Source organism: Marinobacter sp. 1-3A (assembly GCF_016597775.1).
In the GTDB taxonomy this organism is placed as follows: Bacteria; Pseudomonadota; Gammaproteobacteria; order Pseudomonadales; family Oleiphilaceae; genus Marinobacter; species Marinobacter xiaoshiensis.
The window spans coordinates 356,469-371,169 of sequence record NZ_VCGZ01000004.1; the positions used below are offsets into that span (position 1 = coordinate 356,469).

At 56.8% G+C, this 14,701-nt stretch carries 12 protein-coding genes; 8 read left to right on the forward strand and 4 right to left on the reverse strand.

What is annotated here, in order from left to right; all coding sequences use genetic code 11:
- Window positions 1-172 precede the first annotated feature (172 nt).
- The 3 genes from FE848_RS08800 (at window position 173) to FE848_RS08810 (ending at window position 3,611) form a co-directional block, all read left to right on the forward strand.
- On the forward strand, window positions 173-1,393 hold the full coding sequence (locus FE848_RS08800) for a Bcr/CflA family multidrug efflux MFS transporter (protein WP_200202411.1): 1,221 nt from the start codon (window positions 173-175) through the stop codon (window positions 1,391-1,393).
- Window positions 1,394-1,517: 124 nt separating this feature from the next.
- Window positions 1,518-2,015, forward strand: coding sequence for a thiol peroxidase (gene tpx / locus FE848_RS08805; RefSeq protein ID WP_200202412.1), 498 nt, complete (start codon window positions 1,518-1,520; stop codon window positions 2,013-2,015).
- A gap of 309 nt (window positions 2,016-2,324) precedes the next feature.
- On the forward strand, window positions 2,325-3,611 hold the full coding sequence (locus tag FE848_RS08810; protein ID WP_200202481.1) for an MATE family efflux transporter: 1,287 nt from the start codon (window positions 2,325-2,327) through the stop codon (window positions 3,609-3,611).
- Here FE848_RS08810 and FE848_RS08815 read toward each other — a convergent pair.
- The gene (locus FE848_RS08815; protein WP_200202413.1) at window positions 3,597-4,022 is read right to left on the reverse strand and encodes a thioesterase family protein; all 426 of its coding nucleotides are present in this window, start codon (window positions 4,020-4,022) and stop codon (window positions 3,597-3,599) included. The genes FE848_RS08810 and FE848_RS08815 overlap by 15 nt on opposite strands.
- A 190-nt stretch (window positions 4,023-4,212) precedes the next feature.
- On the opposite strand from FE848_RS08815, the gene FE848_RS08820 reads away from it, so the two are divergent.
- Window positions 4,213-5,850 carry an MBL fold metallo-hydrolase gene (locus tag FE848_RS08820; protein ID WP_200202414.1) on the forward strand — a complete coding sequence of 546 codons (1,638 nt, stop codon included), beginning with the start codon at window positions 4,213-4,215 and terminating at the stop codon, window positions 5,848-5,850.
- A 40-nt stretch (window positions 5,851-5,890) separates the two neighbouring features.
- Here the strand turns inward: FE848_RS08820 and FE848_RS08825 are convergent, their stop codons facing one another.
- Window positions 5,891-6,049 carry a YqaE/Pmp3 family membrane protein gene (locus FE848_RS08825; RefSeq protein ID WP_200202415.1) on the reverse strand — a complete coding sequence of 53 codons (159 nt, stop codon included), beginning with the start codon at window positions 6,047-6,049 and terminating at the stop codon, window positions 5,891-5,893.
- A gap of 189 nt (window positions 6,050-6,238) precedes the next feature.
- On the opposite strand from FE848_RS08825, the gene FE848_RS08830 reads away from it, so the two are divergent.
- A complete protein-coding gene (locus tag FE848_RS08830; protein ID WP_200202416.1) occupies window positions 6,239-7,645 on the forward strand; it encodes a succinylglutamate desuccinylase/aspartoacylase family protein in 1,407 nt (468 codons plus the stop codon).
- Window positions 7,646-7,654: 9 nt separating this feature from the next.
- Here the strand turns inward: FE848_RS08830 and FE848_RS08835 are convergent, their stop codons facing one another.
- Entirely contained in the window at window positions 7,655-8,839 is a 1,185-nt protein-coding gene (locus FE848_RS08835; RefSeq protein WP_200202417.1) for a MalY/PatB family protein, read from the reverse strand.
- A 100-nt stretch (window positions 8,840-8,939) separates the two neighbouring features.
- Between FE848_RS08835 and FE848_RS08840 the strand changes: the two genes are divergently transcribed.
- The 3 genes from FE848_RS08840 to FE848_RS08850 all read left to right on the forward strand — a co-directional run bounded on the left by FE848_RS08840 (window position 8,940) and on the right by FE848_RS08850 (window position 13,344).
- Complete coding sequence (locus tag FE848_RS08840) at window positions 8,940-9,827, forward strand: AEC family transporter (RefSeq protein WP_200202418.1); 888 nt, start codon at window positions 8,940-8,942, stop codon at window positions 9,825-9,827.
- Window positions 9,828-9,838: 11 nt separating this feature from the next.
- Window positions 9,839-10,729 carry a prenyltransferase gene (locus FE848_RS08845; protein ID WP_200202419.1) on the forward strand — a complete coding sequence of 297 codons (891 nt, stop codon included), beginning with the start codon at window positions 9,839-9,841 and terminating at the stop codon, window positions 10,727-10,729.
- A 113-nt stretch (window positions 10,730-10,842) separates the two neighbouring features.
- Complete coding sequence (locus FE848_RS08850; RefSeq protein WP_200202420.1) at window positions 10,843-13,344, forward strand: acyl-CoA dehydrogenase; 2,502 nt, start codon at window positions 10,843-10,845, stop codon at window positions 13,342-13,344.
- Between the two features lie 58 nt (window positions 13,345-13,402).
- Here the strand turns inward: FE848_RS08850 and FE848_RS08855 are convergent, their stop codons facing one another.
- Window positions 13,403-14,695, reverse strand: coding sequence for a DSD1 family PLP-dependent enzyme (locus tag FE848_RS08855; RefSeq protein ID WP_200202421.1), 1,293 nt, complete (start codon window positions 14,693-14,695; stop codon window positions 13,403-13,405).
- Between the last annotated feature and the right edge of the window lie 6 nt (window positions 14,696-14,701).

Consider the following 14,701-nt stretch of genomic DNA (forward strand, 5'->3'; position numbering starts at 1 on the left):
TTTCGCAAGGCACCCCCTAGAATCCACTCCAAAGTTTGCCACGAGCGTGGGGGCGAGCTTTCCAAAACCCTGCGGAGCCATGGATGGCGGAGCGGAGCCTACAGGGACGTATTCACGGCGTGTTTTGGAAAGCTCGCCCCCATGCTCGCCTCCTCCAACGCATGGATGATAGATGCTAGCACTCACCAGTATATGGACAACCATACTGCTCGCCGCCGCCGTAGCTCTTGGGCCGCTTGCCACCGATATGTATTTGCCGGCATTGCCGCAAATCGGCAGCGACTTTGGCACAGGCACCAGTCAGGTTCAGCTAACCCTGAGCCTCTACATGGTTGGCTTTGCCATAGCACAACTGGTGTGTGGCCCCCTGGCGGACCGATTCGGCCGCAAACCCATCATGATTGGCGGCTTTGTAGTCTTCGCCCTCGCCAGCATTGGCTGTGCGCTGGCCAGCAACATCGAAACCCTGATTCTTTGCCGATTTCTGCAAGCCTTGGGCGGATCAGCCGGGCCCGTTCTTGGGCGCGCAGCCATTCGGGATATCTACACCCCCCGCGAAGCCGCAAAAATCATGGCGCTTCTGGCCAGCATCATGGCGCTTGCCCCTGCTGTGGCACCCACATTGGGTGGCATCATGGTGGCCGGCTTGGGCTGGCACTCCATTTTTATCGTACTTGGGGGCTATGCCCTGATCATGGCAGTGGTCGTCGCCTTCGGCATCCCGGAGCCCATGCGGCCTGAATACCGCCAGCCCCTTAAACTGTGCAGCCTGCTACGGAACTATCGCGCTATAGGGACAGACATCAGCTTTTTAGGCTATACACTAACTAACGCACTGCTATTCTCCGGCCTGTTCGCGTTTCTCTCCGGCTCTTCATTCGTGTTGATCGACTTTCTCAAAGTGCCACCGCAACAGTTCGGCCTGTATTTCGCGGGAATTGTTGCCGGTTATGTCACCGGAAATCTCTCGGCAATCCGCCTCGGCAGCCGCCTGGTGCCAGATCAAATTCTGGTTCGCGGTTTAATCATTGCCGTTGTGGGTGGCAGCTTAATGGCGGCTTTGGCGCTGGCAGAAGTCTTCAGCGTGTGGGCAGTGATCCTTCCGCAAGCCGTGTTTATGGCAGGCACGGGCATGGTCATGCCCCAAACCATGGCAGGTGCCATGGCCAACTTCCCGCGCATGGCCGGGTCTGCGTCTGCACTGTTCGGCTTTGCGCAAATGGCTGTCGCCGCCTTCGCAGGCATGCTTGTAGGTTACCTCCACGACGGCACCTCACTGGTTATGGCCGCCACCATCGCCATCTGCGCCGTCGCATCCCTGGCAGGCTACCTGCTTCTGGTTCAACGCCACCCGGCTCCAGGGTTCGAACCACAGACTGCATCCAGCCGCTAACCCTGCTCAAACACCCCGAAGGGATGCAATCTCAACGAAAATGGACTAAACAGGGTAAGCGGTTTCAACTTATTTCTGTTTTGCTATTTTTGCATCACCTTCTGTATCACCAAAGGAGCACTCCATGAGCACAGTCACTTTTGACGGCAACCCCATTGAACTGAGCGGTGAATTTCCAAAGGCCGGCGACACAGCACCCGCCTTCACACTCACCAGCAGCGGCCTCGAAGAAGTAACCCTCGACAACTGGGCAGGCAAACGCAAAATCCTGAACATCATCCCCAGTATCGACACAGGCGTGTGCGCCACATCTACCCGTAAATTCAACGAAAAAGCAGGCTCCCTGGACAATACCGTGGTTCTGGTTGTCTCCGCCGACCTGCCCTTCGCTGCATCCCGCTTTTGTGGTGCCGAAGGCCTGAAAAACGTAGAAACCCTATCCACCTTCCGGAACTACAGCTTTCAGCAGGATTACGGCGTAGCTCTTCAGGGCGGCCCACTGGCGGGACTCTGTGCCCGCGCAGTGGTGGTTCTGGATGAAACCAACAAGGTTATCCACAGCCAGTTGGTCAGCGAAATCCACGACGAACCGGACTACGACGCAGCACTGAAGGCTCTATAACCGCGAACCTTCAATCAGCCTGAAACTGGCGTAAGCTCGTCAAAGAATAGTGTTCTGCAGGCCATATCAGAGCACGGAGCCTAGCGGGCGAGCCAACCTCATCAGACTGTGCATTGCCATGGATGGCAATGCCAAGCCCCCAAGGACGGGTTCACGGCGTGTCTGGTGAGGTTGGCTCGCCCGCTAGGCCACCTCCGAACTCAGATCACAAACCTGTTAGACTCAACCCCCCAGCCCAACACCAAGGCAATCCCAAAACCCGTGAGCAACACCACCCAAACCGCCAGCCTACCCCGCCAGCTCTACACCATGACCTGGCCCATGCTGTTTGGCGCTCTCTCACTCATGACCTTCCAGCTCGCCGACAGTGCATTTATCGGCCAGCTTGGCCGTGACCCGCTGGCTGCTTTGGGCTTCACACTCCCCATGCACCAGCTCATCATCGGGTTACAAGTGGGCCTTGGCATTGCCACCACCGCCATCATTTCGCGCACACTTGGGGTAGGTGACGAACTCCGGGCATTTCGCCTGGGTGGTTTGGTTATCACCGTTGGCAGCACACTGGTCTTCGTACTCTGCATCGTCTTGTGGCTTTTCCAAACCCCAATCATGACCGCCCTCGGCGCAGACGACACCCTGCTCCCCATGGTGCGTACTTACTGGGTACCCTGGCTATTTTCCGCCTGGATCGGCGCCTTTTTGTACTTTGGCTACAGCATTTGCCGCTCCCATGGCGACACCAAACTGCCTGGCTACATGATGGTAGCTACCAGCCTCGCCAACATAGCTCTCGACCCACTCTATATCTTCGTATTCGGTTGGGGACTGCCCGGTGCCGCCTGGGCCACCGTAACCTCCTTCGGAATCGGCTGCCTGTTCATCTATCCAAAACTGCTGAAGCGCGGCTGGGCCAGATTTGATCTTCGTGAACTCGCCTTGGGGCGCGCCCTCAGACAACTCAACAGCATCATGGCACCCGCCATGGTCAGCCAGCTTATGCCGCCGGTTTCCGCCATGCTGGCAACGGCCATGGTTGCGGGTTTTGGTTCGGCCGCGGTTGCGGCCTGGGGCCTGGGCACGCGCCTGGAATTCTTCTCCATTGTGGTGGTACTCGCACTCACCATGTCCATGCCGCCGATGATTGGCCGCCTGCTGGGTGCCGGGGATATAGAACAGATCCGCAAACTGGTGCGTATTGCGGTGCGCTTCGTGGTGGGCTGGCAACTGGCCATTGGCCTGCTATGGCTCATTGCCTCCGGCCTGGTATCTGACCTGTTCAGTAGCGACCAACAGGTGCAGGAGATTCTTGGTGCCTATCTTGTGCGGGTGCCACTCAGTTACAGCGGCCTGGGGGTGTGCATGTTGATGGTGTCCATCTGCAACGCCCTTGGCCTTGCCGTGCGGGCGTTGCTGGTTTCAATGCTGCGGCTGTTTTTGTGCTTTCTGCCCCTGCTTTGGCTGGGCAGCCAGCTCAACGGCATTTACGGCTTGATGAGCGGTGCGCTGGTGGGCAACCTGCTGGCCGGCATTATGGCTTACAGCTTCTATCGCGCCGGTATGAAGCAGCTCCGTGAGAGCGCGTCAGGCAAAGCGTGACCGGAAGCTTTCTGGCACAGGGGTTACTTTCTTCTGGAGGTAATCAAAAAACACGAACCCGTACTTCGCCAGGGCAACCGCCTGACCACTCTCAGCTTTGGTGACCCGGAATACGAAATCCCCGCCGTACTTATTAAAATCCATCACCCCCACTTCAAAGCGCAGCATTTCCGGGAAGAAGGATTCTGACTGATACATGGTCGCCAGGTCCGTGACAATAATGCCCTGGCCGCTGCTGTTACCCTCAGAAATACCATGACTGATCAAAAGCTGGGCTCGCGCTTCCGACAGCATTGAAACCAGCGCATCGTTACCCAGGTGGTTAGCACCGTTGATATCCGTTGTTCTAACCTGCAACAGGGTTTCAAAACAGAACACTTCATCGGGGAAAGAAAGCTTGATTCGGGCCACTTAAGGTACCTGTATGGCAAAGGGTCGTGTGCGACACTGAATGATACCCTCTTGTGCAACGACCTTCATCTCAATGATCTTGTTGCAAAAATCGGTTATCGTCTTTGTTGGTCTTTTAGCGCTGGATTCAGCCTTTGCGCGCTGGTTGTAAAGGCAAGCGGAGGTTACGGCTTTGAATAATGGAAACTCTATGGAAATTCGCCCTGCGGCCACTCTGGCACTGGTAAGAGATACCCCCGAAGGTATCGAGGTACTGCTGTTACAACGCACCTGGAGTGCCGTTTTTCTACCCGGCTTTTATGTTTTCCCCGGCGGCGCGGTAGATCAGCAGGAATCCCTCGGCCGCAAACACACCGCTGGCCTGAAGGACACCGAAATCAGCCATACCATGAGCCTGAGCGAAGGCGGTGCGGATTACATGCTGGCCGCCGTCCGCGAGTGCTTTGAAGAAGCGGGCGTGCTAGTAGCTATTGATAGCGAGCGGAAGCTCATCGGCGGAGATCACCCAGCCCACGACGACCGCAAGGCGGTGTTCAAAGGCGAGCTGCCCCTGGCCGAACTGTGCCAGCGCCACCAGCTTACAATCCCACTGGACAGGTTGGCTTACCTGAGCCACTGGATTACCCCTCCCGGCCCTCCCCGGCGTTTTGATACCCGGTTCTTCGTAACCGAAGCGCCAGAGAGCCAGTACGTGAGCCACGATGGCGAGGAAACCATCGATCACGTGTGGATTCAACCGGAGCAGGCCCTGCAGGAACACCGTGCCGGCACACGCCTGATGACGCTGCCAACCGTAGGAACCCTAAGAGTCCTGCGGGATTTTGATTCTGTGGAAAGCCTCATGCGCTACGCCTGGGCAAACCCTCCCGAACCTTACCCAAGCCAGCCCTGGCCGGCGATCCGTCGTGGCAAGCCGGTGTTTCTCGAGCCGGATTCGCCCGCTTACGCGGAAGCCGTCAAACTGGACCCGGAAGGTGAAGGCAGCACCAGAGCAGAAATTGTTCCCGGTGAGCCGGTGGAAGTTGCGGCAGGTGTGATTCGCCTGACAGCCCCCAACCCCGGCATAATGACCGGCCCGGGCACCAACACCTACATTCTTGGCCACGAACGGTTTACCGTGCTCGACCCGGGCCCAGACAACGCGAGCCACATGGAACGCATTCTTGAGGTGACTGGAGGCAAGATTGATTCGGTGGTGGTCACGCACACCCACCTGGACCACTCCCCGGGCACCCGGGCGCTTAAGGAAAAAACAGGCTGCCGGATTTATGGTCGATCTGCGCCGGACGGCCCGGGCCAGGACCATAAATTCGCACCGGACGAACAGCCTGAGCACGGGGATTTGATCGAAACCGATGCAGGCACTCTCAAGGTTCTGCACACACCCGGACACGCCTCCAACCATCTGTGTTTCCTGTTAGAAGATCAGCAGTTGCTGTTTTCAGGGGATCACATCATGCAGGGCTCAACGGTGGTTATAAACCCACCCGACGGCGACATGAAGGCTTATCTGGAATCGCTTTACGATCTGCTGGCAGAACCCATTCGCTTCATCGCGCCGGCCCACGGCTTCGTGATGGGACAACCGCAAGCCATCATCGACTACCTGATCACCCACCGGATGGCCAGAGAGCACAAGATTGCGCGCGCACTCGCCAAACTTTCACCGGTCAACCTGAAAGACCTCACCAGCAAAGCCTACGGCGACGTGCCAGCGGCCATTCATGGCGTTGCAGCCCGTTCAGCACTGGCGCACCTGTTGAAGCTGGAAGCAGATGGCCGCGCTGTGCAGGAAGATGGGCTCTGGCAAGCCACTAAGACTACCTGAGCCCAGCCCACTGGCAGGCGCGCAAAGTGCCTGCCAGTTTCTATTTTTTGGCGATAATGTACACCGCATGCACGATACCGGGGATGTAGCCCAGAATCGTCAGCAGTATGTTGATCCAGAAGTGTTTTCCGATGCCTACCTGCAAAAACACACCCAGTGGCGGTAACAGAATGGCAATAAGAATTCGCAAAAAGTCCATATAGTTAACTTCCTCAGTCGGATATAACTGGATAGATCAGGCTCGCATGTACTCTGCGACCATAACTATTATTGGCAACCTTGTTCATGACTGCATCATGAAAATGGCATTAAACCTGTGTTATTGCCATATCCATGACCCTCGGCCAACCTTTATCCTTGGGCCTTCGTGAACAACCCGTGAGGAATCATGCTGTTTTACAGGCTGAAAATGCTGACCGCTCTTACAACCCCCTTTTGCTTGCTCATGCTGGCCCTGCCTGCCGTATCACTGGCAGATCCACCTGTAAGCAAGGCTCAGACACCGGCTGCCCAGGAAATTCTGCTGGCAGAATTGGCTGAGGACGAAAACGTTGAAGATGTGGAGCACTCAGAACCACGGCGAAGCTCCCCGGAGGCGCCAGCGCCCGATGTGGTACCAGCAGCCGAAGAGGTGACACCAGCACCCAAACCAAAACGTTCATCAAAGCCGAAAAAAGTAGCGCCTAACATTGACCTGAAGGAAGTTGCGCCTGCCCCTACCCCTGAGCCGCCGAAAGATCCTGCCGCTCAGAGCAATCCCGGCACTGAAGAGCCGATCGCAATCGACATTCCGGAAGACAAGGCACCCGAACCGCAAGTTAAAGGTCCACAGCCTGCAAAAAACCTGGTTCTGCTTGGCAGCGAAGTCTTGCCTGGCACATCAACACGCCTGTCCTGGTCATCCGGCATTCAGATTGCCGGCTTGTCGCAGCCCACACCGGTATTGGTGGTCAACGGTGTGAATACCGGCCCAACCCTGTGCCTGACAGGCACCATTCATGGCGACGAGCTCAACGGCATCGAAATTATCCGCCAGACAATGTACGACCTTGATCCGGAAAAGCTCAGTGGCAGCGTGGTAGGCATCCCCATTGTGAACCTGCCTGGCTTCCAGCAAGGTAGCCGCTACCTGCCAGATCGCCGCGACCTGAACCGGCACTTCCCTGGCCGCCCGAATGGCAGCCTGGCAGACCGGATTGCCTACTCACTTTTCGAAAATATTATCCGGCATTGCGACATGCTGGTGGATATACATACCGGTTCACTTAAGCGAACCAACCTGCCGCAACTTCGTGCTGACATGAACAACCCAACAGTTGCGGAATTTACCCGCGGGTTTGACCGCATGGCAGTGGTACACAGTAGTGGATCGCCCGGAATGCTGCGTACCGCTGCGGTAGATGTGGGCATTCGTTCAGTGACGCTGGAAGCTGGGGAATCCCATCGTATACAGGAACATCAGATCAAGGCAGGCGTAAACAGCCTCACCAGCCTGATGGAAAAGCAGGGCATGATTTCGCGGATGTTCGTATGGGGCGACCCACAACCTGTGTACTACAACTCTGCGTGGGTGCGCGCCAATGACGGCGGCATTCTGTTCAGCAAGGTCAAGCTGGGCGCGAAAGTAACCAAGGGGCAGATTCTTGGCTATGTTGCTGATCCGATCACCAACGCCCAGTACCCTATCCATTCCAACAGCGATGGCCGAATCATTGGCATGGCGGTAGATCAGGTGGTCATGGCGGGCTTTGCCGCCTACCACATAGGCACAGAAGCCAAGGTTCCAGGAGAGTAACGCTCAGGGCTATGGCTGGCGGCCACTCAAAGCCGATTCGATTCGCTGCAGCACCTCGGCCAGCACAGCCTTGGGGCAGCCGATATTGAGCCGCATGAAACCGCTGCCCTGTTCACCAAACGAGATGCCGGGGTTCATACCCACTCCGGCGTCCTGCACGAAAAACCGTTTCAATGCCGCGTCATCCAGCCCCATATCCCGGCAATCCAGCCACACCAGGTAGGTCCCTTCTGGCGCACGGGTTTTAATGCCGGGCAAGCGCGCGTTAACCGTGTTGACTACAAAGTCCCGGTTCTTCTGCAAATACGCCATCAGATCGCTCAGCCAGGGCCCACCAAAACGGTAGCCGGCTTCAAATCCTGCAATGCTGAACGGATTGCACTGGGGCAGGTGCAGGGAATCGAACACCGCTTGCATGGCATTGCGTTGTTCCCTGTCCGGAATGACAAGGGCAGACAGTCCAAGCCCCGGTATGTTAAAGCTTTTGCTGGGCGCGATGGCCGTAATCAGCGCATCGCCGGGTTGCGCTAGTGTTGCCAGCATCCGGTGCCGGGGCATATCGGCAAAGGTAAGGTCGCAGTGGATTTCATCTGAGATGACCACCAGATCATGGCGCCGTGCAATATCCAGAACGGCTTCCAGTTCTTGCACCGACCAGATGCGCCCAACAGGATTATGGGGTGAGCACAGCATCAGCAGGCGGGCATCCGGGCGCGCAGCGCAAGCTTCCAGGTGCTCCAGATCCATCCGGTAGTAACCGGTTTCATCGCAAACCAGTGGATTTTCAATAATCTCGCGCCCACTCAAGCGAACCGAGCTGAAAAACGGCGGGTACACCGGCGGCTGAACAATCACGCCTTCACCCGGGGCTGCATAAGCCATACAGGCGGCATGCAAGGACGGCACAACCCCCGGCGCCATCAGTATCCAGTGGCGCTTGATTTCCCACCCATGTTGCTCACGAAACCAGTCCTGTATTGACTGGTAAAGGCTATCGGGGAAAAGCGTATAGCCATAAGCCGGATGTGCGGCACGCTCTGAAAGCGCGCGAGTAACGGCCTCTGGCGCGGCGAAATCCATGTCTGCCACCCACACTGGAATCACATCCTCTCGGCCAAATACCGCCTTGCGGACATCGAGTTTTACCGAACAGGTATCTTGGCGATTAAGAGGCTGATCAAACGGGCTTGTCACTGGTAAACTCCATAACCGATTAGCAATCCAGGTATCCGGGCTATTGTGGTCGGGTAACACTACCACCGCAACCAACCTGCGGCGCCTATTGGAGCTTTCGATGATTGGCCAGATTCTCTCGACCCTTCTACCGGTCTTTCTTATAGCTGGCTGCGGTGCCCTTTACGGTCGGTTTCGCACCCCGGATATTCGCGGCTTAAACGTTCTGAACATGGAACTGTTTGTGCCCATGCTGGTGTTTGCAGTGCTGGCCGACCAGCAAGCGCCGCTGCAGGATTACGCCGGGCTGGCGCTGGCTGCGACGGTGGTGGTGCTGGGTTCGGGTATTGTTCTGTATCCGCTGGCCCGGGTTCTTAACCTGAATCTGAAAACCTTTTTGCCCCCCATGATGTTCAACAACTCCGGCAACATGGGAATCCCACTGCTGGTTCTTGCCTTTGGTGAGGCGGCTCTACCCGCAGCCATCGTGCTCTTCATTGTAGAAATGCTGCTGCACTTTTCCGTGGGTCTATACATGCTGGACCCACATACCTCCATATTACAGCGTCTGAGACTGCCCATTGTATTTGCCAGTATTGCGGGGCTGGCCGTTAATCTATCGGGCGTCAGCCTTCCCGACTGGCTGCTTCACTCCCTGAACATGCTCGGGGAAATCTGCATACCGCTAATGTTGTTTACCCTCGGCGTGCGTATGCTGGATATCGACTTCAGTGACTGGAAACTGGGCATGCTGGGCGCCATTGCCTGCCCGGTCAGTGGGCTATTGCTGGCCTGGCCGATGATTGCACTTCTGGATCTCCCCGGCCTTCAAATTGCCTCTCTCTGGGTTTTCGCGGCCCTGCCCCCTGCGGTGCTCAACTACATGGTGGCAGAGCAGTATCAGCAAGAGCCCCATAAAGTGGCCTCTCTCGTACTATTAAGTAACCTCGGCAGCCTTATTGTTATGCCCATTGTGCTCGGGCTGGTTTTTGCCGCCGGTTACATCTGAGGAAATAGTGAATGTCTGAAACCATTGCGGTGGTTCGCGCCTCCCGCCCTAACTTCCTGATTCTTGCGCCTTTGTGTGTCGGGCTGGGCGTTGCCGTGGCCTGGCACCAGGGCGAGCCACCGGCGCTGCTGGACACGCTGCTGGTTTTTGTGGGCGCACTGCTGGCCCACGCTGCAGTAAACCTGCTTAATGAATATGAAGATTTTGTGTCCGGGCTGGACCTGATTACCACCCGCACCCCGTTTTCCGGTGGCAGCGGCGCTCTCCCGGAGGTGCCGGGCGCAGCAAAGCGTGTACTGGCTGCTGCTCTTGGAACCCTGGCTTTGGTTATTCTTATTGGGCTCTACTTTCTCTGGCAGCGCGGGCTTCCCATGTTGATTCTGGGGACCGCCGGCATTGCACTTGTGGTTACCTATACCCGCTGGATTACCCGCTCTCCGTTACTGTGCCTGTTTGCTCCGGGCATAGGTTTCGGGCCGGTGATGGTTCTTGGCACACTGGTGGCGCTCGGGGCCCGGCTTGATGCCACCGCCATTACCGTATCGGTGATCAGCCTGCTTCTGGTGAGCGAGTTACTGTTGATCAACCAGATTCCCGATGTCGAAGCCGATCGAAAGATAGGGCGCCGCCATCTGGTGGTTACCCTTGGCACCAGCGCCGCTGCCCGGCTGGTATCCGCATTGTTTCTCTCGGGTTATGTCGTTTTGGTAATGGGCATACTCACTGGCTGGTTGCCATTGCCGTCTATACTGTCATTAGCAACGGCGCCCTTCGCGTTCTGGCTTGCCTGCAAACTGCCAGGTGCCCTTGAGCAGCCAGATACACTGAACACCTTGCTGGGTACCAACGTAGCCATTCTTCTGGCCACCTTGGCCCTGCTGATTGTTGGCCTGAGCCTGTAGCCAGAGGCGCCGGCACAGACCTACCCACGCGCAGCCCTTGCATGTGGGGGGACTTTGGCCGAAGGTTAAACTGAAATTCGCTGAATTTTTATCCACGATATGGAGGTCTGCCCGTGAGTGTACTTTTACTGCTCATCAGTGCCCTGGTTCTTATCTATGTGGGAGTTGGCGGCACCACAGCCGCTGTGGTGATGTCTGCCGCAACCCTGATTGGCCTGATCCAGGACGAGTGGCACATTGCCAGCATTCTGTTTGGCGGCCTTTTTCTGGCTCTTGCCCTGATTCTGGTTATTCCCAGCGATATGCGTCTTGATAAATTCAGTCGCCCACTACTGGGGTGGGTTCGCAGCCGCCTTCCCAAGCTGTCTTCAACCGAAGAAGAAGCCCTCAAATCCGGCTCTGTGGATTGGGATGGCGAACTGTTCTCTGGCAAGCCTGAATGGTCGAAACTGCTGGATGCAAAACCTGCACACCTGACCAGCGAAGAACAGGCCTTTCTCGACGGCCCGGTAGAAAAACTCTGCGGCATGCTCGATGACTGGAAGATCACCCACGAAGACTATGACCTGCCGGACAAGGTCTGGAAATTTATCCGAGAGAACGGCTTTTTCGGCCTGGTGATTCCGAAAGAAGACGGCGGCATGGGCTTCTCCAACACGGCCCATTCTGAAATCGTCATGAAGATTTCTACCCGCAGCGTATCTGCTGCGGTTACCGTGATGGTACCCAACTCCCTCGGCCCGGGTGAGTTGCTGATGCATTACGGCACCGACGAACAGAAAAAGCACTACCTGCCAAGGCTCTCCGGCGGTGAAGAGATTCCCTGCTTTGCCCTCACATCGCCCATTGCGGGTTCCGATGCAGGCGCCATTCCCGACAAAGGCATCGTATGCAAAGGCCAATGGAACGGCGAAGAAGTTCTGGGCCTGAAAGTTACCTGGAACAAACGCTATATCACCCTGGCACCGGTGGCGACGCTGATTGGCCTGGCCATCAAGGTGTACGACCCGGAAAACCTGCTGGGCGATAACGAAGATATAGGCGTGACCTGTGTTCTGGTGCCACGGGAAACCGAAGGCGTGCACGCAGGCGCCCGACACCTGCCGATGAATACTGTGTTCATGAATGGGCCTACGTGGGGCACCGAGGTGTTTATTCCCATGGATCAGGTCATCGGTGGCCAGGACATGCTCGGCAAAGGCTGGACCATGCTGCTGGAATGCCTGTCTATCGGACGCTCCATTTCCCTGCCCGCGCTGGGCACAGGTGCCGGCAAGGTTGCCAGCCTGGCAACCGGTTCCTACGCTTATACCCGCGAGCAATTCGGCCGTTCCATCAGCCAGTTTGAAGGTGTTCAGGAGGCTCTGGAACCCATTGCCGGCTACACCTACATGATGGATGCAGCACGCTTGCTGACCTCCGGCATGCTGGACAGAGGCGTGCGGCCAGCGGTGCCGTCTGCCCTGCTGAAATACCGCAACACCGACCTGATGCGAATAGTGATCAACCACGCCATGGACGTAGTCGCTGGCCGCGGCGTTATTACCGGCCCCCGCAACTTCATGGCCCGCGCCTATAACGCTGTGCCTATTGGCATTACGGTGGAAGGCGCAAACATCCTGACTCGCAGCCTGATGGTGTTTGGTCAGGGTGCGATCCGCTGCCACCCGTTTATTGTTGATGAAATTGCAGCGGCAGATATGAAAGATGAAGATCAGGCGGCAAAGACGTTCGACGGCATCTTCTACAAGCATCTGGCTCACACCACACGGAACGCATTGAGGGCCCTGGTTCTTGCCCTCTCCGGCGGGTTGTTTGAAACCGTCCCACGGCAAGGAAACATCCGCTCATATTACCGCCAGCTTGCCCGCTTCTCGGCGGCGTTTGCACTGATGACCGATGTAACTCTGCTCTCCGTGGGCGGACGGTTAAAAGCCCGACAGCGCCTCTCCGGGCGCATGGCAGACTGCCTGGTGCAGCTGTACTACGCGACGGCCGTAATCAAGCAATGGCACGAGGAAGGCTACCCTGCCGACCAGCGCCCGCTGGTGGAATGGTGCCTGCAAACCTGCCTGCAGGACTTGCAGCACTCTATGCGTGAAGCCATCACCAAGTTCCCTGTACCTGCTTTACGTTGGCCAATGCGCCTGTTGGTGTTTCCGCTGGGTGCGACCGGTCTGAACGGGCCGGATGACAAGCTTGGCGCCCAAGTGGCTGCCAGCATCGTTAAAGACACACCACTGCGCCAGCGCATCAGCCGCGGCGCTTATACCACAATGGATCCGAAGGACCCTCTTGGTCGGGTTCTGAATGCCTACAAGCTGGCAAACGAAACCGCCGATGTACGTGGCCGCATGCACGAAGCCATTCGTAATCGTGATAAAGACGATCTGGACGAAGTGACACTGCTGATGGGCCATGAGCGCAAAAAGCTGGTGGACTGGGCCTGCGCAGAAGGCGTTGTGAAAACAGAAGAACGCGAGAAGCTTGAGGAAGCTCTGACAGCTTTGTACGACGTTATCCGGGTGGATGCTTTCGATGAAGAAGGCCTGAAAGCTCTGTCCCGATGCGCCAAGGGTAAACGCAAAGTAGTTGAGCGCCCCGGCACCAAGTAAGCTCACAGGCTGTGGCCAGCGTTTTCAAATGCTGGCCACTGGCCTTATGGCTCACTGGCTATGCCCGGGACCCGTCCTGGTATACCGGCCAGTGATCAACAATCTTGCCATTACGCATAGCCAGTATGTCGCCAAACTGCAGCAATACTGCCTCACTCTGTTGCGGACGCAAAAACACCTGATCGTTCACTTCAAGCCCCACTCCCGGCGAGGCCGTCACCAGCTCCTGGTTCGAGCTTCTGCCGTACAGGCTATTGCTCTGCAGCCCTTCTGGGGCAACAAAGTCTGCCAGCCAGTTACCGCCATACATAAAGTAGCTGGCGCGTTGGTTAACATCCCACCAAGAGAAGATTCTGGATTTCCCATCAAGCGCTGGAATATTCACCGGCCCCGTGGATTTCAGCACCGGGCTGGCAATAAAGGCCGCGGGAATGTGATCACTCAATGAAGGCAAATCAAAGTGGGTGGGCATCACCATGGCAGAGCCCACCGCCAGCTCTGTACTCAGGGTTTCAGTTTCGTGCAGCCGATAACTTGGACTGCCAGCTGTATTCAGTGCCAAGCCATCCCGCCATAATGCCGGGTAGTGATTTTTTGTGAAATCAACAAAGCCCTGATAACGGGTCATCACCTTGCCTAGCAGCGTTTCCGGAGAACCAAGAACCGAGGGCAATTCCATACCTACAAACGGGTCGTAACCCATAAACCCCGAGAACTCGAGATGCTCCGGGTTATCGGCAATCAAACCAAGTAACGCATTCAAGGTATTCATATCGGCCACACCGCCGCGGTGCAGGCCTACGTCCAGCTCAATGTTGATCCGGAACCTGCTGTTGCGTGCTTGTGCTATCTGCAGGTACTCCTGCAAGCGCTCAGGCGCATCAATCAGCCACTGGATTCGCGCTGTGGGATCAGCCTGCCCCTGATGCTGCTGGTAGAACACCTCAACGGATCGGGCTGGCAGCGGCTTGCCCAGCAATATATCGGCTTCGGGAAAGTATTCCGCAGTCTGATTCAGGAAGGGCTGGTGAAACGACATCAGCTTGTCTGTGCCGGTACGCCTGACAATGTACTCCAGCAACCCGCGCGCCGGCAGCGACTTTTCAACCAGGCGCAAGGCCTTGCCGCTGCGTTGCAGGGAGGCTTTAACCACATCAATGTTGTGATCCAGCCTGTCCAGATCCACCAGTAACACCGGCCGCATGGGCCCGGCGCGCTTCAGCTCCGCGTTCAACGCCTCAAAGTAAGCCGTGTAAGGTTTGCCCTTGTCAGCAGGTCGCAGCAAGGCAGCGCCGGTCAGTATGGCCGCACCACCGAGCAGGCCGGTGAACAGAAAACCACGACGATTCACAATACC

Bases quoted from the DNA above. Each gene is read 5' to 3' on its own strand.
- FE848_RS08800 (WP_200202411.1), top strand. From the start codon at position 173: ATGCTAGCACTCACCAGTATATGGACAACCATACTGCTCGCCGCCGCC.
- tpx (WP_200202412.1), top strand. From the start codon at position 1,518: ATGAGCACAGTCACTTTTGACGGCAACCCCATTGAACTGAGCGGTGAA.
- FE848_RS08810 (WP_200202481.1), top strand. From the start codon at position 2,325: ATGACCTGGCCCATGCTGTTTGGCGCTCTCTCACTCATGACCTTCCAG.
- FE848_RS08820 (WP_200202414.1), top strand. From the start codon at position 4,213: ATGGAAATTCGCCCTGCGGCCACTCTGGCACTGGTAAGAGATACCCCC.
- FE848_RS08825 (WP_200202415.1), bottom strand. From the start codon at position 6,049: ATGGACTTTTTGCGAATTCTTATTGCCATTCTGTTACCGCCACTGGGT.
- FE848_RS08830 (WP_200202416.1), top strand. From the start codon at position 6,239: ATGCTGTTTTACAGGCTGAAAATGCTGACCGCTCTTACAACCCCCTTT.
- FE848_RS08840 (WP_200202418.1), top strand. From the start codon at position 8,940: ATGATTGGCCAGATTCTCTCGACCCTTCTACCGGTCTTTCTTATAGCT.
- FE848_RS08845 (WP_200202419.1), top strand. From the start codon at position 9,839: ATGTCTGAAACCATTGCGGTGGTTCGCGCCTCCCGCCCTAACTTCCTG.